The organism is Streptomyces sp. NBC_01431, assembly GCF_036231355.1.
Lineage (GTDB): Bacteria > Actinomycetota > Actinomycetes > Streptomycetales > Streptomycetaceae > Streptomyces.
Map to the genome: position 1 here is coordinate 1,293,595 of NZ_CP109496.1, position 20,082 is coordinate 1,313,676.

The 20,082-nt window shown below is 71.9% G+C and carries 17 protein-coding genes; 10 read left to right on the plus strand and 7 right to left on the minus strand.

Annotated features, from left to right (window positions below; translation table 11 throughout):
- The first annotated feature begins 140 nt into the window (after window positions 1-140).
- From OG522_RS06170 to OG522_RS06195, 6 genes are all read left to right on the plus strand, one after another.
- Complete coding sequence (locus OG522_RS06170; protein WP_329461917.1) at window positions 141-1,349, plus strand: helix-turn-helix domain-containing protein; 1,209 nt, start codon at window positions 141-143, stop codon at window positions 1,347-1,349.
- A 165-nt stretch (window positions 1,350-1,514) separates the two neighbouring features.
- Window positions 1,515-5,459, plus strand: coding sequence for a Pls/PosA family non-ribosomal peptide synthetase (locus OG522_RS06175; RefSeq protein WP_329461918.1), 3,945 nt, complete (start codon window positions 1,515-1,517; stop codon window positions 5,457-5,459).
- Window positions 5,456-6,874, plus strand: a complete 1,419-nt coding sequence (locus OG522_RS06180; RefSeq protein WP_329461919.1) for a M1 family metallopeptidase — start codon at window positions 5,456-5,458, stop codon at window positions 6,872-6,874. The genes OG522_RS06175 and OG522_RS06180 overlap by 4 nt, the downstream gene beginning before the upstream one ends.
- Before the next feature lie 158 nt (window positions 6,875-7,032).
- A complete protein-coding gene (locus OG522_RS06185) occupies window positions 7,033-8,037 on the plus strand; it encodes an urea transporter (protein WP_329461920.1) in 1,005 nt (334 codons plus the stop codon).
- Between the two features lie 96 nt (window positions 8,038-8,133).
- Window positions 8,134-10,206, plus strand: coding sequence for an MDR family MFS transporter (locus tag OG522_RS06190; protein WP_329461921.1), 2,073 nt, complete (start codon window positions 8,134-8,136; stop codon window positions 10,204-10,206).
- Between the two features lie 82 nt (window positions 10,207-10,288).
- Window positions 10,289-10,906 carry a TetR/AcrR family transcriptional regulator gene (locus OG522_RS06195; RefSeq protein WP_329461922.1) on the plus strand — a complete coding sequence of 206 codons (618 nt, stop codon included), beginning with the start codon at window positions 10,289-10,291 and terminating at the stop codon, window positions 10,904-10,906.
- A 26-nt stretch (window positions 10,907-10,932) separates the two neighbouring features.
- Here OG522_RS06195 and OG522_RS06200 read toward each other — a convergent pair whose 3' ends face one another.
- Together OG522_RS06200 and OG522_RS06205 are read right to left on the minus strand one after the other, a co-directional pair.
- On the minus strand, window positions 10,933-12,186 hold the full coding sequence (locus OG522_RS06200; protein WP_329461923.1) for an FAD-dependent oxidoreductase: 1,254 nt from the start codon (window positions 12,184-12,186) through the stop codon (window positions 10,933-10,935).
- 103 nt (window positions 12,187-12,289) lie between these two features.
- The gene (locus tag OG522_RS06205) at window positions 12,290-12,709 is read right to left on the minus strand and encodes a YchJ family protein (protein WP_329461924.1); all 420 of its coding nucleotides are present in this window, start codon (window positions 12,707-12,709) and stop codon (window positions 12,290-12,292) included.
- Between the two features lie 405 nt (window positions 12,710-13,114).
- On the opposite strand from OG522_RS06205, the gene OG522_RS06210 reads away from it, so the two are divergent.
- Window positions 13,115-13,723 (plus strand): GOLPH3/VPS74 family protein, encoded by a 609-nt coding sequence (locus OG522_RS06210; RefSeq protein WP_329461925.1) that lies wholly within the window; start codon window positions 13,115-13,117, stop codon window positions 13,721-13,723.
- A 182-nt stretch (window positions 13,724-13,905) separates the two neighbouring features.
- Window positions 13,906-14,565 carry a hypothetical protein gene (locus tag OG522_RS06215; protein WP_329461926.1) on the plus strand — a complete coding sequence of 220 codons (660 nt, stop codon included), beginning with the start codon at window positions 13,906-13,908 and terminating at the stop codon, window positions 14,563-14,565.
- 133 nt (window positions 14,566-14,698) lie between these two features.
- Here OG522_RS06215 and OG522_RS06220 read toward each other — a convergent pair whose 3' ends face one another.
- The 3 genes from OG522_RS06220 to OG522_RS06230 are packed head-to-tail and all read right to left on the minus strand — an operon-like array spanning window position 14,699 to window position 16,693.
- Window positions 14,699-15,505: an SAM-dependent methyltransferase gene (locus OG522_RS06220; RefSeq protein WP_329461927.1), complete on the minus strand. Its 807-nt coding sequence runs from the start codon at window positions 15,503-15,505 to the stop codon at window positions 14,699-14,701.
- Window positions 15,506-15,565: 60 nt separating this feature from the next.
- Complete coding sequence (locus OG522_RS06225; RefSeq protein WP_329461928.1) at window positions 15,566-15,832, minus strand: DUF397 domain-containing protein; 267 nt, start codon at window positions 15,830-15,832, stop codon at window positions 15,566-15,568.
- Complete coding sequence (locus OG522_RS06230) at window positions 15,833-16,693, minus strand: helix-turn-helix domain-containing protein (protein WP_329461929.1); 861 nt, start codon at window positions 16,691-16,693, stop codon at window positions 15,833-15,835. It lies immediately after the preceding gene.
- Window positions 16,694-16,906: 213 nt separating this feature from the next.
- On the opposite strand from OG522_RS06230, the gene OG522_RS06235 reads away from it, so the two are divergent.
- Together OG522_RS06235 and OG522_RS06240 are read left to right on the plus strand one after the other, a co-directional pair.
- The gene (locus OG522_RS06235; protein WP_329461930.1) at window positions 16,907-17,380 is read left to right on the plus strand and encodes an ATP-binding protein; all 474 of its coding nucleotides are present in this window, start codon (window positions 16,907-16,909) and stop codon (window positions 17,378-17,380) included.
- An 83-nt stretch (window positions 17,381-17,463) separates the two neighbouring features.
- Complete coding sequence (locus OG522_RS06240) at window positions 17,464-17,853, plus strand: hypothetical protein (protein WP_382799136.1); 390 nt, start codon at window positions 17,464-17,466, stop codon at window positions 17,851-17,853.
- A 33-nt stretch (window positions 17,854-17,886) separates the two neighbouring features.
- Here OG522_RS06240 and OG522_RS06245 read toward each other — a convergent pair whose 3' ends face one another.
- On the minus strand, window positions 17,887-18,801 hold the full coding sequence (locus OG522_RS06245; RefSeq protein WP_329461931.1) for a LysR family transcriptional regulator: 915 nt from the start codon (window positions 18,799-18,801) through the stop codon (window positions 17,887-17,889).
- A 74-nt stretch (window positions 18,802-18,875) separates the two neighbouring features.
- Window positions 18,876-20,057, minus strand: coding sequence for a glycine C-acetyltransferase (locus tag OG522_RS06250; protein WP_329461932.1), 1,182 nt, complete (start codon window positions 20,055-20,057; stop codon window positions 18,876-18,878).
- Window positions 20,058-20,082: the final 25 nt, after the last annotated feature.

Consider the following 20,082-nt stretch of genomic DNA (forward strand, 5'->3'; position numbering starts at 1 on the left):
AGCTGACGGATCGCCAAGTGTTGTACCTCACACGGGAGTTGTTCTAGGTTCAGCAGTCCGCGAAGGTACGCACCTGTCGGCCGGTGAGAGCGCTTTGGCCGGCCTGTCTCCACCGGGCGCCGTAGTGCAAGGGAAGTGACATGCCCGCAGCCGCGCAATCGCCGGACATCCAGGACCCGTTGGGACCGCTCCCACAGGAGTTCGCCGCGATCCTGCGGCCCGAACTGCCGGGACTGCTCAAGGAGATCGGCGCGGAAGTCACCCGCGCCTACCCCGAGTACGCCCGGCTCCTCGAAGGGCCCTACGGCGAGGCGATCCGGGTCGGCGTGGAGCAGAACCTCACCGTCTTCGTCGACCAGGTCGCCTCGCCCAGCGCGCCCTCCACGCTCCGCGACGAGATGTGCCGCCGGTTCGGCCGGTTCGAGGCGTACGAGGGCCGGAGCCTGGAGACCCTCCAGGGCGCCTACCGCCTGGGCGCGCGGGTGGCGCTGCGCCGGGCCAAGAAGATCGGCCGCCGCTACAACCTCTCACCCGCCCTGATGCTCAGCTTCGCCGACGCCCTCTTCACCTATGTCGAAGAACTGGAAGCGCTCTCCCGCGAGGGCTATCTGGAGGTCACCTCCTTCTCCGGGGAGCGCTCCGACGCCCTGCGCAGACGGCTGTTGCACCTGATCCTCGCCGGGTCCCCGGTGCCGCGCGCGGCGATCGCGGAGCTCGCCGACCGCGCCTCCTGGACTCTTCCGGAACGGGTCACACTGATCGCGCTCCGCTCCGCGGCGGGGCTGACCCGCGCGGCGCTGGACAACGATGTCCTGGCCGACCCGGGCGAGCCGCTGCCGTACCTCCTGGTGCCGGGCACGGTCGACGAAGTACGAAGACGGATGCTGGACGCGGCCCTGCACGGCTGTCCTGCCGTAGTCGGTCTTGAGGTTCCCATCGGCGATGCGTCCGATTCCCTGCGCTGGGCCCGCCAGGTCCTCGAACTCGCCGAATCCGGCGTCATCGAGAGCCATGCGGCCACCCTTTTCTGCGAGGACCACCTCGTCACGCTGTGGCTGCGCTCCGACCCGGCACTCCTCGACCACCTCGCCCGGCGTGAACTCGCGCCGCTGGAAACCCTGACGCCGGGCCGGCGCGACCGGCTCATCGAAACCCTGCGGACCTGGCTCGCCACCCGCGGCACCGCCGCCCACATGGGCGAACTCCTCGACGTGCACCCGCAGACCGTTCGCTACCGGATGCGCACCCTGGAGTCCGTCTTCGGCGACCGGCTCACCGACCCCGAACACCGGTTCGCCACCGAACTAGTGCTACGCGCCAGAGATCTCGGACACCGCGATCGGGGCTGAACTTGCCCCGGTCGGCGCCATAATCATCCGAATCACTTCGAAAACAACGGATAAATCTCGTCAAGTCCCAAGGCCGCGGCGAACCCGCCGCCGGATATGCCCGTCTGGAAGGGCGGACGTCCGAAGGATGTCCGTACCACCCGCACTACGCCAGAGGCATACCGAATGTCTTCGCATCTGCCGGCCGTCTACCGCGGCGCCAGCGCCCCGCGCCCCCGCACCCTGCTCGACGTACTGGACGCGACGGCGGCCGCCCATCCGGGCGCGCTCGCACTCGACGCGGGCGGCGAGAGGCTCACCTACCAGGACCTGTGCGACCGGATCACCGAACGCGCCGTGCGGCTGACCCGCCACGGCATCGGCCCCGGCGACCGGGTCGGCGTCCGCATCCCGTCGGGCACCTGTGACCTGTACCTCGCCATTCTGGCGGTCCTGCTCTGCGGCGCGGCGTACGTGCCGGTCGACGCCGACGACCCCGAGGAGCGCGCGGCGACCGTCTTCCGCGAGGCCGGGGTGTGCGCCGTCCTCGAAGCCGACGGACGGATACTGCCGGGGCCGGTGGCGCCCATCGGGGCGCGCTGGCGCCCCGCGCTGCCCAGCGACGACGCATGGATCATCTTCACGTCCGGTTCGACGGGACTGCCCAAGGGCGTCGCGGTCACCCACCGCTCGGCCGCCGCCTTCGTCGACGCCGAGGCCCAACTCTTCCTGAACGAGAGCCCGTTGGGGCCCGGCGACCGGGTGCTCGCCGGCCTTTCGGTCGCCTTCGACGCGTCGTGCGAGGAGATGTGGCTGGCCTGGCGGCACGGCGGCTGCCTGGTGCCCGCGCCCCGCTCCCTGGTGCGCGCGGGCCACGAACTGGGCCCCTGGCTGATCGACCGCGGCATCACGGTGGTCTCCACCGTGCCCACCCTCGCGGCGCTCTGGCCGGACGAGGCCCTCGAACAGGTCCGGCTCCTGATCGTCGGCGGCGAGGCCTGCCCCGGCGCCCTTGCGGACCGCTTCGCGGTCAAGGGCCGCGAGATGTGGAACACCTACGGCCCGACCGAGACGACGGTGGTCGCGACCGCCGCCCGGATGCGGCCCGGCGAGCCGGTACGCATCGGACTCCCCCTGGACGGCTGGGAGTTGGCGGTCCTGGACGCCTCCGGGCAGCCCGTGCCCTACGGCGCCGAGGGCGAACTGGTCATCGCCGGGGCGGGCACCGCCCGTTACCTCGACGCCGCCAAGGACGCCGAGCGGTACCGGCCGCTCGCACTGCTCGACACCCAGCGCGCCTATCGGACCGGCGATCTCGTACGCGCCGACGCCGACGGCCTCGTCCACCTCGGACGGGCCGACGACCAGGTGAAGGTGGGCGGACGGCGCATCGAACTCGGTGAGATCGACGCCATGTTGCGCGCCCTGCCCGGCGTGCGCGCCGCGGCTGGCGCGGTGCGCGGCACACCGGCGGGCGGCCAGATCCTGGTCGGCTATGTGGTGCCCGACCAGGGCGGCTTCCACGCCGGCCAGGCGCGCGGGTTCCTCGCCGAGCGCCTTCCGGCCGCGCTCGTACCGCTGCTCGTGGAGGTCACCGAGCTTCCGACGCGCACCTCGGGCAAGGTGGACCGGGACGCGCTGCCCTGGCCGCTGCCCGCACAGCGCGGCTCCGCCGTCGGCCTCGGACAGGACGACGGCTCCACCTCGGCCCGCCTCGCCGGCGCATGGGAACGGATGCTGGGGGTACACCCCGAGCCGGACAGCGACTTCTTCGCCCTGGGCGGCTCCAGCCTCAGCGCCGCACGGCTCGCCTCCGAACTGCGCCGGCACTATCCGGGCCTCTCCGTCGCCGACCTCTATCGCCGCCCCGTGCTGCGGGACATGGCCCAGCACCTCGAATCCCTCGCGGGCCCCACCACCGACGCCCGGCCCGTCCAGCCGGTGCCGCGCAGCGCCGGGGTGGTCCAACTCCTCGTACAGAGCGCCCTGTTCGGCATCGCCGGGCTGCGCGGCCTGATCGGCCTGGCCACCGCCGACAATGCGCTCGGGCTGCTCGCACCGCACGCGTGGGCGCCGCACACCTCGTGGTGGTTCGTGATCATCGGCACCGTCGTCCTGATGAGCGCACCGGCGCGCTTCGCGATCGGCGCCGGCGCGGCGCGGCTGCTGACCCGGGGTATGACGGCGGGGGCGTATCCGCGTGGCGGCCGGGTCCACCTGCGGCTGTGGACGGCGGAGCGCTTCGTCGCCGCCTTCGGCGTCCCCTCTCTCCTGGGAACGCCCTGGGCCCGGCTGTACGCGCGCTCGCTCGGCTGCCGGGTCGGGCCCGGCGTCGCCCTGCACGCCATGCCGCCGGTGACCGGTCTCGCGACGATCGGCCACGGTGCGAGCGTGGAGCCGGAGGCGGACATCAGCGGCTGGTGGCTGGACGGCGCGACCCTGCACATCGGTACGGTCCACATCGGCGACGGCGCCCGGGTCGGCCACCGCAGCACCCTGATGCCCGGCGCCATCCTCGGCGCGGACGCCGAACTGGATCCCGGCGCCTGCCTGGACGGGCAGATCCCGCCGGGCCGGCGCTGGCTCGGCTCGCCGGCCCGCCCGGCCGAATCGTACGAACGCATCGCGGGCAACGGCTGGCCCGCGCCCCGCCCGCACCGCTCGCGCCGCTGGGCCGCCGCGTACGCGCTCTCCCTGGGCGGTCTGCCACTGATCGCGCTGCTTTCCACCGCCCCCGCGCTGGTCGGCGTCTACTACCTGGTCCGCTCCTGCGACACGCTCTCGCAGGTCGCCGTGCGCCTGCTGCTCGCCGCGCCGCCGATCGCGCTGGCCACCACACTGGTCTCGATGCTGGTGCTCGCCGCTCTCGTGCGGATCCTCGGCCGGGGTCTGCGGCCCGGCTTCCATCCGGTGTGCGGCGGTGTCGCCTGGCGCGCCTGGCTGGTGACCCGGCTCCTGAGCGGAGCCCGCTCCAGTCTCTTCCCGCTGTACGCGAGCCTCGCGACCCCGGTGTGGCTGCGGCTGCTCGGAGCCCGGGTGGGACGGCGCGCCGAGATCTCGACGGTACTGCCGCTCCCCTCGCTCCTCACGGTCGAGGACGGGGCGTTCCTCGCCGACGACACACTGGTGGCACCCTTCGAAATCCGCGGCGGCTGGCTGCGGTTGGGCACGGCGACCATCGGCCGCAAGGCCTTCGTCGGCAACTCGGGGATCGTCGGCCCGGACCGCCGGGTGCCGGACGGCGCGCTCATCGGGGTGCTGTGCGACGCCCCCGCGCAGAGCGAGCCGGGCAGTTCGTGGCTCGGCCGGCCGGCGTTGCCGCTGCCGCGGGTCCCGGCCGCCGCCGACCCCGGCCGCACCTTCGAACCGCCGCGCAAGCTCGTTCTCGCCCGGTCCGCGGTCGAGCTGTGCCGGGTGCTGCCGCTGGTGTGCTCGGTGCTGCTCGCCGAGGCCGTGCTGATCGGCGAACAGAGCGTTCTCAACCGGGGCGGCCTGGGGTCGGCCGCGCTGGCCGGGACCGTGCTGCTGCTCGCCGCGGCCCTGGTGGCGGGGCTGACCGCGACCGTCGCGAAGTGGGTCCTGGTCGGCCGGTTCACGCCGGGCGAGCATCCGCTGTGGTCGTCGTTCGTGTGGCGCAACGAGCTGTACGACACCTTCGTGGAGTCGCTCGCGGTGCCGTGGATGGCGGGCTCCTTCACCGGGACGCCGGTCCTCAACTGGTGGCTGCGCAGCCTCGGGGCGCGTATCGGGCGTGGGGTGTGGCTGGAGACGTACTGGCTGCCGGAGACCGATCTGATCACGCTGGGGGACGGGGCGAGTGTGAACCGCGGGTGCGTACTGCAGACCCATCTCTTCCACGACCGGATCATGCGCCTGGACACGGTGCGGCTCGCCGATGGCGCTTCGCTCGGCCCGCACAGCATCGCGCTGCCCGGCACCGATGTCGGCGCCCGCGCTTCGGTGGGTGCTGCCTCGCTCGTGATGCGCGGCGAGAGCGTACCGCGGGACACCCGGTGGGCGGGCAACCCGATCGCGGGCGAGCAGCCCAGCCTCCGGGCATCCCAACTCCCCCAGGATCAAGTGGTGATGACGGCACGTCAGGGTTCGGAACGGGAAGGGAGTGCCGCATGACCCGGTGCAGCCGGCGGTCCCTGGTGCGGGCCGCCGCCCTGTCCGCGATCGGCACCCTGGCCGTGGCCGACGACGAGGCGACCGGTCCCCGGGAGCGCTATTTTCCGCAGCACGGCTCGTACGGCCACGACACCCTCGCGTACGACCTGCGGATCGCCTACGACTCGGCCAGCGGCCGGCTCGCCGGCACCGCCCTCATCCAGGCCGTCGCCCTGCGGCCGCTTGAGCGGATCGAACTCGACCTGGCCCGGCTCAACGCGTACGCGGCGAAGATCGACGGCAAGCCCGCCCGGGTGCGCCAGCGCCAGGGCAAGCTGTATGTGACGCCCAGTCAACTGGTGTCGGCCGGCGAGGTGTTCACCGCCAAGGTGCAGTACGGCGGGCGACCCGGTCCGATCCGTTCGCCGTTCGGAAGCATCGGCTGGGACCGTACCGGTGACAGCCACGACGGGACCCTGGTCGCCTCCCAGCCCTTGGGGGCACCGTCCTGGTTCCCGTGCAACGACCGGCCCGACGACAAGGCGGCGTACACCTTCCGGGTCACCGTGCCGCGCGACCGGCAGGCGCTCGCCAACGGGACGCTCACCGAGTGCCGCAGCGAAGGCGCCACCGATGTGTGGACCTATCACCACCCCGGGCCGATGGCCACCTATCTGGCCGCGCTCTACACCGGTCGCTTCCAGCACGACAGCGTGCTCTCCCACGGGTCGGCAGGTGGTCCCGCGATCCCGGTGCACAACGCCTACCCGTCCCGGCTCGCCGAGGCGGCGCGGCACGACCTGGGCCGCCAGCCCGACATGCTGAGGCACTTCTCGGAGCTGTTCGGCCCGTACCCGTTCGAGGCGTACGGGGCGGTGGTGGTGGACGCCGACCTCGGCGCGCCCGTCGAGAACCAGACGCGTTCGGTGTTCGGCCGCAACCACATCGACGGGCGGCGCGGCTGGGAGACGCTGGTCGCCCACGAGTTGGCGCACCAGTGGTTCGGCAACAGTGTGGGCATCCGCGAGTGGCGGCACATCTGGCTCAACGAGGGCTTCGCGACGTATGCCGAGTGGCTGTGGTCGGAACACATCGGCGAGGACGACGCGGACGAGATCGCGCGGCGCGAGTGGCGGAGCCTGGCGCGGCGCGGCCAGAACCTGCGGCTCGCCGAGCCGGGTCCGCGCCGCATCTTCGACGACCGGCTCTACACCCGCGGCGCCTGCACCCTGCACGCGCTGCGCACCACGGTGGGCGACGACCGGTTCTTCGCGGTGCTGCGCGGCTGGCACGCGGCGCGGCGTGGCCGGATCGGCGACACCGCCTCGTTCATCGCCCACGCGGAGGCCACGGCCGGACCGGTGGTGCGCCCGCTGCTCAAGTCCTGGCTCTACGACAAGAAGCTCCCGGATCTGCCTGTCGAACGGGCCACCTGAGGCGTCCGTCGTATACGGAATTTCTCAACCGAGCTCCGTTCTGCCCGCTTTATCCGTCCTGCGGGCGGTATGAATCGCTTGCCCGGTCCCATATGGCACCCCTTACAGTGCACTCGGCCATTACCGGCCGATTTCGCGGGTGTTAGGGGGAGGGTCTCGTGCGCGTGCGGCGTACCGGGCGGGGGTGGCTGTTCGCGGTGCACGTACTGCGCGGCCAGGCCCAGGTGGACTTCATGCCCAGTGCGGTGACCGGCGCGATCTTCACGCTCGCGCTGTTCACCGCCGGCTGGCAGTACGGCCTGTACGGGCTGATCGGCACCGCGATCGGCACCGGCACCGCGCAACTGCTCGGCGTCGAGGGCGGCAGGGTGTCGGCCGGGCTCGAAGGCTTCAACGCCTGCCTCGTCGCGGTCGGTTTCGCCGTGTTCCTGGGCCCCGCCCGTCCGGCCACGATGGTCCTCGCGGCGGGCGGCTGTGCGATCGTCACCGTCGTGACCGCGGCCGCCACGACACTGCTGCGCGGCTGGGGACTGCCGACCCTGACCCTGCCGTTCTGTCTGATGGCGAGCGCCATGACGATCGCGGCGCCCGCCTTCGGACGGGTCCGGCACGGCGGCCGGGTCCCGGTCGCCTCGGGCCGGGCCGCCGAGGATGCCGTCGCCCTGGCCCTCGCCGATGTACCGCGCGCGTTCTTCGCGAACATCGCGCAGATCTTCCTCATGCCGCAGTGGTACGTCGGACTGATCTTCCTCGTCGGCATCTTCGCGGCCAGCCGGACCGCTGGGGCGATGGCCTGTGTCGGCAGCGCCGTGGGCGTCCTGACCGCCTGGGCGCTCGGCGCTCCCGCCGCCCGGATCGCGGACGGCACCATGGGCTACAACGCGGTGCTCGTCGCGATGGCGCTGTGCGGCGTGCTCCTCGCGGCCGATCGCTGGAGCCTCGGCTTCGCGGTGACGGGAGCGGCGGCGGCCACGGTGCTCGGGCCCGCGCTCAACGCCCTGGTCGCACCGGCCGGCGGGCACGCCTTCACCTGGCCGTTCGTTCTCACCACCCTGGTCTTCCTCGCCTCCGTACCGGCTCTGCCGAGGCTGCGCCGGGCCGGTGCGCCGAGCCTGCCGGCCCCGGCGGGGCGGACCGGTCCCAACGTGCCGCAGGGCGTCTGAGACCGCCCGTCCGCGGCCGCTCGGCCAGGCCCGTTCGCCCCACCCGCCCGGCCTACACGGCATGCGTGCCACCTGCGGCGGTGTGAGGCTGCCAGGGTGACCACCGCCAGCGATACAGCACCCGCTTCCGCGCCGCCCGTGCTCGATGTCCGGCAGCGGAACATCGTCTTCGCAACCATCATGCTCGGCATGCTGCTGGCCGCGCTCGACCAGACGATCGTGGGCACCGCGCTGCCCACGATCGTCTCGGACCTGGGCGGCGCGGCCCACATGTCATGGGTGGTCACCTCCTACCTGCTGGCCGAGACCGTCGCGACGGCGCTGGTCGGCAAGTTCGGCGACCAGTTCGGCCGCAAGCTCGTCTTCCAGGTGTCCGCGATCCTCTTCATCACCGGCTCGTTCCTGTGCGGTCTCGCCACCAACATGTCGTTGCTCATCGCCTGGCGCGCGCTCCAGGGCATTGGCGCGGGCGGCCTCATGGTGACCGCGATGGCACTGATCGCGGATGTGATCCCGCTGCGGGAACGCGGCAAGTACCAGGGGGCGATCGGCGCCGTGTTCGGCGTCGCGACCGTCATCGGACCACTGCTCGGCGGGCTGTTCACCGACCATCTGAGCTGGCGCTGGGCGTTCTACGTGAACGTACCCATCGCGATCCTCGTGGTGATCGCGGCGGCCCGGAACATCCCCTCGGTCCGGTCCGTCGCCAAGCCGGTCATCGACTATCTCGGCATCGGCCTGGTCGCGGCCGGGGCCAGCGCCCTGATCCTGGCGACGAGTTGGGGCGGCAACGAGTTCGCCTGGGGTTCGGCGACCATCATCGCCCTGTACGCGGGCGGTGTGATCGCGCTCGCCCTGTTCTGCTGGGTGGAGACCCGGGCCGTCGAACCGATGCTGCCGATGCGGCTGTTCCGCAATCCCGTCTTCACGGTGTGCTCGGTCCTCAGCTTCATCGTCGGCTTCGCGATGCTCGGCGCGATGATCTTCCTGCCGACGTATCTCCAGTACGTCGACGGCGATTCGGCGACCATCTCCGGGGTCCGCACCCTGCCCATGGTCATCGGTCTGCTCATCGCGTCGATCTTCAGCGGCAACGTGGTGAGCAGGACCGGCCAGTACCGGATCTTCCCCATCGTCGGCTCGCTCGTGATGGGGGTGGGCCTCTATCTCCTGTCGCTGATGGGGCCCGCCGTCGGCGCGGGGCTGGAATCGCTCTACATGTTCGTGCTCGGTCTCGGCATCGGGCTGTGCATGCAGGTGCTCACCATCGCCGTGCAGAACACCGTCGACTACGCGGACCTGGGCACGGCGACCTCGGGCGTCACCTTCTTCCGCACGCTGGGCAGCTCGTTCGGCACCGCGGTCTTCGGCACCATCTACACCAACACCCTCAAGCCGAACCTCCAGGACGGGGTGAGCGCCGCCGCGAAGCTCGGCGGCACGACCCCGGCCCAGCTGGCAAGGGCCGCGCAGTCCCCGGCCGAGCTGCACCGGCTGCCCCCGGCGGTGTCCGCCCCGATCGTGCAGGCCTACGCCGACAGCCTGCACACCGTCTTCCTGTGGACCGTGCCGGTGGCCGCGGTGGGCTTCCTGGTGGCGCTCTTCCTCAAGCAGGTCGAACTGCGCGACACCGCCCGGTCCGCCTCCACCGACATGGGCGAAGGGTTCGCGCGGCCGGGCACGGGCGACTCCGCCAAGGAGCTCGAACTCGCCGTCGGCACGATCGTCCGCGGTACGGACATGACCACCGCGCGCCGCATCGTCGCGGCCTCCGACACCCGGCTCGACGTGGCGGGCGCTTGGGCGGTCATGCAGGTCGAGCAGCACACGCGCATGGTCGGGCACGCGAGCCTCGGCCTGATCGCCTCCCGCCGCCATGTGCCGCCGGAGGTGCTGGTGCCGGTGTTCCAGCGGATGGTCGAGGAGGGGTTCCTGACCCACGAGGGCAACTATTTCTCGCACACGCCGTCCGGTGAGCGCGAGGTCGAGGCCATCACGCACTCCTGGGCGACCTGGCTCAACGAGCAGTTGGAGACGGACCGCGGCCGGCCGCGCAGCGCCGAACTGCGCGCGGCGGCGGACGCCATCGCCAAGCGTCTGATGGCGGAGGACCTGGCGAACGGCATGCCTTCGGTGCGCGAGAAGGTGACCGCGGCCGGCCGCGTCTGAGCTCGCGGACAACGCCCCCACAAGGCCTGATACGGTCGGCAACCGGCAGGTCAGGGACTTCACAGCAAGGGGTGGTGGCGCGATGTCCGCTCGTCGGAGCAGCGGTGCGGACCGGCCCACCTTCACCGAGCAGGCCCGCCACCAACAGCTGATCGAGGCCACCATCGACTCGATCGCCACCCGCGGCTACCCGGCCACCTCGCTGGCCGCCATCGCCGAGCAGGCCGGCGTCTCCAAGGCGGCCGTCCTCTACCACTACGCCTCCAAGGACAAGCTGACCGAGGCGACCCTGGCGCACGTCCTCGACCGGTTCATGGCGTACGTGAGCGAACGCGTCGAGCGCGAGGACGACCCCAGGGGCGCCCTCGTCGCCTATGTGCGGGCGATGATCGGCTACCAGCAGGCCAACCGGCGCCATGTACGGGTGATCGTCGAGATGCTGCTCGACGACCAGGGCGGCACGAAGCTGAAGATGCCGGGCTCTCACGACACCGGTGGCCGCTGGCAGGGGCTCGCGGCGTTGTTGACGGCTGGTCAGGAAGCGGGCGCCTTCCGGGAGTTCGACACCCGCACGGTGGCGCTGGCCATCGGCGGGGCGATCGACGGGGTCATCGCGCACTGGCTGGTCCACCCCGAGCTCGGCCTGGACGCCGCCTCGGAGGAGCTGGTGGCCTTCACGCTGCTCGCCGTGGAGCGCTGAGCCCCGGCGCCGCATGTCCAGCCCAACTAGCCTTGTCTGCGGGCGAATTGGGGGGCGCGCTCGGGCCGTACGCCGATACCGCCCAGGTACGCGGTGAGGCCGCGCAGGGCCGGGACACGGCGGACCAGACGCAAGGGCAACGGGAGCCGGTCATCGCTCAGCGTTCCGTCGAGTGCGGGCTTCAGCAGCATGTCGTGCTCGCCGCGCTGCTGCTTCTGCACCACGGTCACGGGCAGCTCGCGACGGCGCTGGACGCGCCCCAACTCCCGTACGGTGACGGCTTGTTGGCGCAGCGGGGTGGCGAGGATGCGGGCGGCGGCGACCGCGTCCTGGACGGCCAGATTGACGCCCACGCCACCCACCGGGGACATGGTGTGCGCCGCGTCGCCGATGCACAGCAGGCCCTCGCGGTACCAGCGGGGCAGTCGCCCCATCGTCACGTCGAGCAGTTTCACATCGTCCCAGGAGCCGATGGCGGCGGTCACTTCGGCGTCCCAGCCGAAGAGCTGGCCCAGGCGGTCGCGCAGCCACTGGATGTCATGGGTGCGCAGGGCCGCGTCCTGGCCCTTGGGGATCAGATAGGAGGTCTGGTAGTAGTCGCCCCGGTCCATGGTGACAGCCGCCTGGCCACCGCCGAAGCGGGCGAACACCCGGCCCTCCTTGACGCCGCCCCGGGGCGCGGGCACCTTCACCTGCCAGACGTCCATCGGCACCTCGAACGCGTCCTGGAGCAGCCCGGCTTCGCGCGCCACGACCGAGTCCCGGCCGTCACAGGCGACGGTGAGGTCCGCGGCCAGCTCGCCGGGCCTGCCGTGTTCGTCCACGTACCGGACACCGGTGATGCGGCCGCCCTCGGTGCGCAGTGCGGTCACCGCGGTGTGCATGCGCAGCGTGAACGGCGGCTCTTCGGCGGCCGCTTCGGCGAGCAGACCGAGGAAGTCCCATTGCGGAACCATCGCGATGTACTTGTGCCGTCCGGGGATGCGGCGGAAGTCGGCCATGACGACGGTCGTCCCGCCGATCTCCATGCGCATCTCCTCCAGCCTGCGCGCGGGCAGCGCCGCGAAGCGCCCGCCGAGACCAAGTTCGTCCAGGAGGCGCAGGGTCGAGGGGTGGACGGTGTCGCCCCTGAAATCGCGCAGGAAGTCCCGGTGCTTCTCCAGCACCGTCACCTCGATGCCGGCTCTGGCCAGCAAGAGCCCCAGCATCATCCCGGCCGGCCCCCCGCCGACGATGCAGCAGGTCGTGCGCTGTACCGGCGCCGCAGCCCCCACGTTCATCACTCCCCTCGTCGCGACTGGGCTCGACTCTAACCGATCGGTCAGCATTCTGACCGATCGGTAAGCGACGTTCGACTTCGGCGTGGGGGTCAGTCGGTGGGGGTCAGTCGGCGAAGACCGCGTCCAGGTAGACCCAGGCGCCGTCCACGCGGGAGAACCGGCTCTGCTCGTGCAGGGATCCCGCCTCGCCGCCGTGGGTGTAGTGCGCCCGGAAGGTGACCGTCGCCGTGGAGTGGAAGGCGCTGCCGTCGGTGGTGTCCAGGATCTCCAGGCGGGTCCAGCGCATGCCGGGGTCGAAGTCGATGCGCTCGGGCCGGGTGTCGGGGTGCCAGGTGCGCAGCAGGTAGGGCCCGTCCTGGACGGCGAAGGCACTGAACCGCGAACGCATCAGGGCCTCGGCGGTGGGGGCGGCGGCCGGGCCCGCGTGGTAGCGGCCGCAGCACTCGGCGTAAGGGGCGGGCAACCCGCAGGGGCAGGACGTCGGGACGGCGGGGCGTGCGGGGCGCTTGGTGCGACGGGACATGCCTCCATCTGATCACAGCCGCCCGCCTCCGCCCCGCCGTCAGCCCCACCGGGCGGCCGGGACGGGCCCGGCCGTGACGGCAGCGGCCTGGCCGTCCCGCCGTGACCGTGGCGCCAGAGGCCCGGCCCGGCCCGCCGTGACCGCAGCGAGAGGAGCCCGCACAGCCGTCCAGCAGGGCGGTGCACCACCCTCCCCGGCACCCGGCCCCGTCCCGCGGATACGCGGCGCGGCGACGGCAGGGCCCACTGTCCGAGCGCTCCCGATCTCACTACGATGCGCTCATGAGCGGGCCGCCCGCACGCATCTCCTCGGCGCCCTCGCCCGTGGCCTGCCGCCCGTCATCGGCCCACCCACGATCCGCCCGCGAACGCCCCTGACCACCGACGCCTTGACAGGGAATGCGACATGTCCACAGCACGGGACCTGCTGATTGTCAGCATGGACGTCACCGCCGCCGTCCGCCCCGTCGAGCAGGGCGAGCTCTCACTGGCCCTCGCCGGAGCCGAACTGCTCGACCTCGCCGACGCCGACACCCTCGCCCTGGACGGCGACCGCATCGTCCCCGGCACCCCTTGCGACCTCGGCGACCGACAGCTGACCGAAGCCGCCTCGGCCCTCACGCGCCAGGCCCCGTACGAGTCCGTGGAGGACTGGCTGTGGCGCCGGGGCCGCGGACTGCACGCGGCCTACCTCGCCACTCTGGAGACGGACGGGACCCTCACCCGGGCCCCCAGCCGCTGGATGCCGCTGCGTTCCGGCCGGGCGGAGGTGGCCGACTCGGCGGTCCGGCGCGACGCGATGGCCCGCTGGACATCGGGCGAGCCTGTCCTCGCCGGTCTCGCGGCCGCCGCCCGGCTGCGCGACGAGGCACCCGAGGACCTCGCGGACCGCACCGGCGAGGCGGTCGCGACCGTACTGGCCGCCGTGGACGACGCGGTGACGGAACTGGTCGCGGTACGGCAGCGGCGCAGCATCGAGGAGGCGGCCTTCGACAACCTCTGGCGGGGCCAGTGACACGGGGGCGCGCCCCGCACCTCGACTCCCTTTCGCGACAACGGCGTTCCCGACGCGGCGGTCCACCATCCGATATCGGCCATACGTGGAGTTACCGCGGTTAACCCTGTGCCACGACCCCTACGGTGATCCAGACGCGCCGCGAGCGCGGCAACGCGAGTCAGTGGGCAGGGAGTTGAGGCATGAAGCGCAGGTTGAGCATCCTGGTCGCGGTCGGTGTGGTGACGCTGGGGACGGCGGGCGCCGGGAACGCCCAGGCCGGTCCGGCGACACACGGCTGCCCGACGGCGGAGATCTTCGCCACCGACAACACGGCGATCATCACCGATCCGGCCGACCCGCGGCTCAAGACCCGCCTGACCCGCTTCGAGCACGACGTACGCAGGATCATCCACGCCCATGGCGCGCGGCCCGATGCCTCGAAGCTGCTCGACGGCGTCTTCTGGTCCGGCGACCTGAAGCAGGCCACCTATGAGCGCTCGCGCGAGTTCGACGTCAACAGGGTTGGCCCGGAAGGGCTGCACCACATCGCCGCCGTGATCGCCAAGCAGTACCACCAGGAGTCGGTACTGACCTTCCGCTGCCTGGCGCGCAACTCGCCGGAGGCCGACGCGGTGGAGATCCAGGCGCCGGGCGTCTCCGCGACGAAGCTGCACGACGCGCTGCTCGCGAACCCCGCGGCCCGCGACGGACTCGGCGGCGGCTCGGTCACGCCGGACGGCCGCCTCGTCCTGGTCGCCCCGATCGCCGATCTGCCGCTGGCCCAGAAGTTCACGAACGCCCTCGGCGTCGACTGGAAGACGGCTCAAGTCCGTTACGGGGACGAGGAGTTCGTCTCGTAATCGCCGGTAGGTGTGCGCCTGGTCCGTCTTGCCGGTCACGGAGGCGGGCGTATGCACTCGACAGCGGGAGGGCCCTGTCGCACCCGCGCCGGACCGGACCGTCACCACCGGCGACGGGGTCGGTCCGGCGGCCTCAGGCCTTGCGGGCCACGCCCGCGTAGACGGGAATCGTCGCGTCGCCCTCGGCCGCCGCCTCGCCGAGCTCCGGGTGCCAGGCGGCGGCCAGGCCGACGCCCGGGGCTACCAGCTCACGCCCGTCGAAGAACCGGGCGAACTCGGCCTTGGTGCGCGGTCGCAGGGTGACACCGCCCGACTTGTAGAGCTCGACGGCACGGGCCGCGCTCTCCGGGTCGAAGTCGCCGGTGATCTGCGACAGGACCAGATGGCTGCCCGGGGCCAGGACGTCGAGGAGCCGGTCCACGATCCCGTACACGTCGTCGGCGTCGCCGATGAAGTGGGTCAGGGCGATCAGCGAGAGCGCGACGGGCCGCTCGAAGTCCAGGGTGTTCCGGGCGAGTTCGAGGATGCGGTCGACTTCACGCAGGTCCGCCTGGATGTACTCGGTGACGCCCTCGGGGGCGGAGCGCAGCAGGGCCTCCGCGTGCCGCAGCACAATCGGATCGTTGTCCGCGTACACGATCCGGGCGTCGGGCGCGGTGCGCTGGGCGACCTGGTGGAGGTTGGGCTCGGTGGGGATGCCGGTGCCGATGTCCAGGAACTGGCGTACGCCCTGCTCGGCGAGCCAGCGCGTCGCGCGGTGCATGAACGCCCGGTTGACCCGCGCGATGTCCCGGCCGCGCGAGTCGACCGCGAGCAGCTGCTTGGCCAGCGCCTCGTCGACCGGGTAGTTGTCCTTCCCGCCGAGGAACCAGTCGTACACCCGGGCCGGATGGGGCTTGCTGGTGTCGAGCTGTACGGCGGTGCGGTCTTGCCCGGTCATGTGCGCTCCATGGGGGATGAACGTCAGTGAACAGGTACTGATTTCAAGGCAGTTGGGGGATCACCTGAGCAGGAAGTCGGCCTGGCCCGACTTCGCGCCCTGGATGAAGGCGGCGATCTCACCGGGGGTGTAGATCAGCGCGGGGCCTTCCGGATCGGCGGACTGGCGCACCGCGACCCGGCCGTCGGCCAGCTTCATGGCTTCGAAGCAGTTGCCGCCGTTCCCGCCGCTCCACGGTTTGTGCCAGCCCTCGGCGCCGAGTTCGGCGGCGGGCATGCCGTTGTAGATGCGCCCGTCCGCCGGCCCGCCGTCGTATATGTGATCCATTCACAGCTCCTCGCGGAGATCCCTGAGGATCTCCTTCGTGCGTTGTGCAGTCGCGGCCTGAGCCGCCATGCGGTCCATGACCTCCAGATGGGTGGCCACCTCGGGGCGCGCGTCCAGGTAGACCGCGCCGGTCAGGTACTCGCTGTAGACCATGTCCGGCAGTTCGGGCACGGCGAAGCGGAAGAGGACGAACGGGCCGTACGTGCCCGGATGGTGCCCGGAGGCGAACTCAGCCAGCTGCACGGTGACGTTGGGCAGCGCGGACGCCTCCAGGAGGCGGTCGATCTGGTCCCGCATCACCTGCGGCGAGCCGACCGGGCGGCGCAGCACCGTCTCGTCCATGACGACCCACAGGCGCGGCGCGTCGTCGCGGGTGAGCAGCGACTGGCGCTCCATGCGCAGCGCAACGTGCCGGTCGGTGTCGGCCTCGCTGGTGGCGCCGAGCGCCCCGCTGCGCATCACGCCGCGGGCGTACTCCTCGGTCTGGAGCAGGCCGGGCACGAAGTGCGGCTCGTAGGACCTGATCAGCGAGGCGGCGCCCTCCAGGCTGACGTACATGCTGAACCAGTCCGGCAGGATGTCGTGGAACCGCTGCCACCAGCCCGGTTTGTTGGCCTCTTCGGCCAGGGCGACGAAACCTTCCGCCTCGTCGTCGCCGATGCCGTACGCCTTCAGCAGCAGCACCACGTAGGGGATCTTGAGGGAAACCTCGGCCATCTCCATGCGCCGGATGGTGGCCGGGGCCACCCGCAGCACCTTGGCCGCCTCCTCGCGCCTGAGTCCGGCCCGCTCGCGCAGGTCCTGGAGGCGCCTGCCCAGCACGACCTGGCCCACGGTCGGGGCGGACCGGGGTTCACTCACTGCAGACCTCCCCATGTGCTGTTGCGAGCAGTGTGCCACGTCGTTGCAGATAGGAGAACGGCACTCTGCAATTTTCACAGTGCCCCTTGCCAAGTGTCCGTCGCGGGTACAAGGTAGGTCGGTGAAGGTGAACCAGTTCACACGCGGTCGTCATCCGCTGCCTTGGGGGAGGCGGCGCTCGGCTCCGCCTCCCCCATCGTGAGGATTACGGTCGTGGCTCCTGGTAACGCGCTCATCCCCCAGCTGACTGGCGCATGCTCCGGGATCTCTGTCCGGCGGCACACCTTCGACCTGGCGGCCCGTACCGAATCCGTCGCCGTCGCCCGGCGGCGCAGCAGGGACCTGCTGACCGGCTGGGGACACCACGAGGAGCTCCACGAGACCGCCGAACTGGTGATCTCCGAGCTCGTCACCAACGCCGTCGTGCACACCGCCGGCGACTACATACTGTGCGAACTCACCGACCACCAGAGCCTGTTGCGCATAGCGGTCCGGGATCTGGGGTGCGGGACGGCGGGGCCGAGGCTGTGCCACTCCGCCGATGAGGAGGAACGCGGACGCGGGCTGCTGCTCGTGGACGCGGTGAGCAGCTCGTGGGGCACGCACGACGCCCCGTACGGGCCCGGCCGGATCGTCTGGGCCGAGCTCGCGCACTGCGGCCCGCGCCAGGCGGGCCGTCCGTGCTGAGAGAAAGACTTCCCTGGGGACCCCGGTCCGGGCGGCAGGGCCCGCGACCCGAGGGGTCCGGAACCGCCGGGCCCGGTGGCCCCGTGCGCAGTGGGGGTGCGCACGGCGAGCTCGGGCCCGGCGGCTCCGCCGCGGTCACCGGCGGCACTCTGCTGCCGCCGGTGCTTCCCGCGACATTGGGCCGGGACGCGGTGGGCGTACCGGCCCTGCACGGTTTCCGGCTGCTGTCCCGGCTGCCCCGGTCCGGCTGCGTCTTCGCTTCCGCGGACTGGTGGTGGTGGATCGTTCCTGCGGGCTCGGACCATGAGCTTCCCTGGCCGCGACCGGTGCGGTACGCGCCCGGCGCCCTGGTCCCCGACGCGGACCGACCCCGCCTGATCAACTTCCCCGAGGGCTCGACGCCCTACACCCCGCCGATCCCCCTGTACCTGGTGGTCTGCCAGCTGACCGGGACGGCTCCGGCCTGGGCCTGAGCGCCACCAGGCTCCACCCGGCGGGCACGGCGCTCAGTCCACCGGCAGGTCGCGCGCCGCCTCTGCCAGGGCTTCCAGGACCGGGCGGAACAGGGGGTGGCGTTCGGCCCCTCGGCGTACCGCGGCGAACACCCGGCGGGTTGCCGCCGGGCCCGCCACCGGGCGTACCACCGTGTCCTTCTGCTCCATGCCGCGCAGTGCCGAACGCGGCACGAGCGCCACGCCCGCGCCCGCCCCGGCCAGCGCGACCACCGCCCGGAAGTCGTCCGAGGAGTGCACCAACTTGGGCTGGAATCCGGCGAGTTCGCAGGCGAGCAGCATGACGTCGTGGCAAGGGTTGCCCGGGTAGGGCCCGATCCAGTCGTCCTCGGCGAGTGCCGAGAGCGGCACGTCCGGCGACTGGGCCAGCGGGTGGGTGGCGTGCAGCACGGCGTCGAAGGGCTCGGCGTACAGCGGGACGCGGGAGAGCCTGCTGTCGTCCTCGCGGGGCGCGCCCCGGTATTCCACGGCGAGGGCCAGATCCGCCTCGCCGTCCAGGACCAGGGGAAGTGCCTCGTCGCCCTCGGCGTCGCGCACCCTGACCCGGATCGCGGGGTGCGTCTCGCGCAGCCGCGTGATGGCGGGTGCGAGCACCTCCGCGATGCCCGTCGCGAAGGCCGCCACGGTGACCTCACCGGCCACGCCGCCCGCATAGTCGGCCAGCTCCGCCTCCGCCCGCTCCAGCTGGGCCAGGACCGCGTTGGCGTGCTCCAGGAGGATCTCGCCCGCGGCCGTCAGCCGCACCCCCTTGCCGCTGCGGGTCAGCAGGGTGTGCCCGGTCTCCTGCTCCAGCGCGGCGAGCTGCTGGGAGACGGCCGAGGGAGTCAGATACAGCGCTGCTGCCGCGGCGGTCACCGTACGGTGGTCCGCCGCGGCACGCAGGATGCGGAGCCGGCGGGGGTCGATCACCCAGCCATTGTCCCGCTCGTCAGCCCTTCATCGACGCGCGGGCCTGGTCCCCGCGCCGCACCGGCACTCGGGCGTCAGCCCTTCATCACCGCCCGCGCGTCGACGAACGCGGCGACGGTCTTCTCGATGTCTCCGGTGGAGTGCGCGGCCGAGAGCTGGACGCGGATGCGGGCCGCGCCCATCGGGACCACCGGGTAGGAGAAGCCGATCACGTACACCCCGCGCTCCAGGAGCAGCTCGGCCATGCGGCCCGCCTCGGCGGCGTCGCCGATCATGACGGGGGCGATGGGGTGCTCGCCGGGCAGGATCTCGAAGCCCGCCTCGGTCATCTTCGTACGGAAGAGAGCGGTGTTCGCGGCGAGCTTCTCGCGCAGGTCACCGGCCGATTCGAGCAGGTCGAGGACCTTGAGGGAGGCAGCCGCGATGACGGGGGCGAGCGAGTTCGAGAACAGGTACGGGCGGGAGCGCTGGCGCAGCAGGGCGACGATCTCGGCGCGGGCCGCCACATAGCCGCCGGAGGCGCCGCCCAGCGCCTTGCCGAGGGTGCCGGTGATGATGTCGACGCGGTCGCTCACCCCGTGCAGGGCCGGTGTGCCGGCGCCGCCGGGGCCGGTGAAGCCGACGGCGTGCGAGTCGTCGACCATGACCATGGCGTCGTACCGGTCGGCGAGGTCGCAGATCTCCTGGAGCGGCGCGATGTAGCCGTCCATGGAGAACACGCCGTCGGTGACGATCAGGCGGCGGCGGGCGCCGGACGCCTCCTTGAGCTTGGCCTCCAGGTCGGCCATGTCGCGGTTGGCGTAGCGGAACCGGGCGGCCTTGGACAGCCGGATGCCGTCGATGATCGAGGCGTGGTTGAGGGCGTCGGAGATCACCGCGTCCTCGGCGTCGAGCAGGGTCTCGAAGACGCCGCCGTTGGCGTCGAAGCAGGACGAGTAGAGGATCGTGTCCTCCTGGCCGAGGAACGCCGACAGGCGGGCCTCCAGCTCCTTGTGGACGTCCTGGGTGCCGCAGATGAAGCGGACCGAGGCCATGCCGTAGCCCCAGCGGTCCAGGGCGTCCTTGGCGGCGGCGACGACTTCGGGGTGGTCGGCGAGGCCGAGGTAGTTGTTGGCGCAGAAGTTCAGTACGTCGCCCGACGGCACGGAGACGGAGGCGCTCTGCGGGGTGGAGATCACGCGCTCGGGCTTGAAGAGACCGGCTTCCTTGATCTCGTCAAGGGTCTTCTGGAGGTCGTCGCGGACGTTCGCGTACATGCTCGGGGCTCCTAGGGGTGTCCGG

What these genes read in the sequence shown, in the direction of transcription:
- OG522_RS06205 (WP_329461924.1), bottom strand. Translation starts at nt 12,709, where the DNA reads ATGTCCCGTCGCACCAAGCGCCCCGCACGCCCCGCCGTCCCGACGTCC.
- OG522_RS06170 (WP_329461917.1), top strand. Translation starts at nt 141, where the DNA reads ATGCCCGCAGCCGCGCAATCGCCGGACATCCAGGACCCGTTGGGACCG.
- OG522_RS06200 (WP_329461923.1), bottom strand. Translation starts at nt 12,186, where the DNA reads ATGAACGTGGGGGCTGCGGCGCCGGTACAGCGCACGACCTGCTGCATC.
- OG522_RS06175 (WP_329461918.1), top strand. Translation starts at nt 1,515, where the DNA reads ATGTCTTCGCATCTGCCGGCCGTCTACCGCGGCGCCAGCGCCCCGCGC.
- OG522_RS06250 (WP_329461932.1), bottom strand. Translation starts at nt 20,057, where the DNA reads ATGTACGCGAACGTCCGCGACGACCTCCAGAAGACCCTTGACGAGATC.
- OG522_RS06210 (WP_329461925.1), top strand. Translation starts at nt 13,115, where the DNA reads ATGTCCACAGCACGGGACCTGCTGATTGTCAGCATGGACGTCACCGCC.
- OG522_RS06220 (WP_329461927.1), bottom strand. Translation starts at nt 15,505, where the DNA reads ATGACCGGGCAAGACCGCACCGCCGTACAGCTCGACACCAGCAAGCCC.
- OG522_RS06215 (WP_329461926.1), top strand. Translation starts at nt 13,906, where the DNA reads ATGAAGCGCAGGTTGAGCATCCTGGTCGCGGTCGGTGTGGTGACGCTG.
- OG522_RS06195 (WP_329461922.1), top strand. Translation starts at nt 10,289, where the DNA reads ATGTCCGCTCGTCGGAGCAGCGGTGCGGACCGGCCCACCTTCACCGAG.
- OG522_RS06225 (WP_329461928.1), bottom strand. Translation starts at nt 15,832, where the DNA reads ATGGATCACATATACGACGGCGGGCCGGCGGACGGGCGCATCTACAAC.
- OG522_RS06180 (WP_329461919.1), top strand. Translation starts at nt 5,456, where the DNA reads ATGACCCGGTGCAGCCGGCGGTCCCTGGTGCGGGCCGCCGCCCTGTCC.